The sequence below is a fragment of the Bradyrhizobium sp. 197 genome, assembly GCF_023073375.1.
Taxonomy (GTDB): Bacteria; Pseudomonadota; Alphaproteobacteria; order Rhizobiales; family Xanthobacteraceae; genus Bradyrhizobium.
Genome location: NZ_JADPJJ010000160.1, coordinates 1 through 876 on the forward strand (window position 1 = coordinate 1; position 876 = coordinate 876).

Annotated in this window: 2 protein-coding genes; both read right to left on the reverse strand. The window is 56.6% G+C overall.

Annotated features, from left to right (window positions below):
* Positions 1–335 precede the first annotated feature (335 nt).
* Positions 336–758, reverse strand: a complete 423-nt coding sequence (locus IVB27_RS43890; RefSeq protein ID WP_524536538.1) for an SDR family NAD(P)-dependent oxidoreductase — start codon at positions 756–758, stop codon at positions 336–338.
* Positions 697–876 (reverse strand): SDR family NAD(P)-dependent oxidoreductase (locus IVB27_RS35320; protein ID WP_247447321.1); only part of this gene is annotated, 180 nt, incomplete at its 5' end. The genes IVB27_RS43890 and IVB27_RS35320, both read right to left, overlap by 62 nt.

An 876-nucleotide genomic window follows, 5' to 3' on the forward strand; every position in this document is an offset into this window, starting at 1 on the left:
CTTTCGTATGAAACCTTATCAGTCGGCATGCTTACTCCGATTCGTATGCGTCGCTTTTCAGTTGCTAGGATTTCCAGGACAACCGCGCGTCAACTAAATTCCGTAACGCTCTCTCGCTGGAACAGAAATTCCAGGAGACACTTATTCACCCAGATGAACCTCAGGTCCACTGGGGCACCGAAAGTAACGTTTTCCAAGCTCCTCCAGGCGGCGCCAAATTACCTCTCCAGGCCAGTTCGAGCAGGCGGTGTTCGCCTCTGGAAGTTGCTCCAATTTCGGCCTGAGGCGTGTCCAGGTGCTCTGTTGACAGACTCGCTCTGCAAGAACTCGGCTTGCTAGCGCGAGAAGCGTCGCGCACCTCCGTCAACGTGGACTACCTGTCCCGTGATGTAACGGGCAAGTGGTGAGGCAAGAAAGGCGACCAGCACCGCGAGATCTTCCGGTTCGCCTATATAGCCGGCAGGACAATTTTCAGCGACCCATTTGCGCTGAGCCTGGCAACAATTCTGGTCGATCTGCTCGGAGTGCAGCCGACCTGGCGGGATTGAATTGACCGTGATCCCATCCTTGCCGACAACGCGGGAAAGCGACTTTGCCCAGATGTCGGTGGCCCCATTGGGGGAATGCCGCCGTTCAACGCCAACGGATCGTCGCCTCCCGTCAGATTGATGATCCGGCTGAATTTCTGTGCTTGCATTATGGGTACGAAGGCATGGGCGAGTTCCCGACCGGCATGAAATTAAGCGCCATAGCCTCATCCCATTGTTGACGCGTGCCGAGCCCGTCGAAGGGCCGCGAACCGCCGGCATTGTTGACGAGGATGTCTAGTCGGCCGAAAGCGGCAACCACATCATCTCTGATCCTCGTAGCTGCGTC

Excerpts from the sequence above, each read along its gene's own strand:
- IVB27_RS43890 (WP_524536538.1), bottom strand. The coding sequence starts at position 758 with ATGAGGCTATGGCGCTTAATTTCATGCCGGTCGGGAACTCGCCCATGC.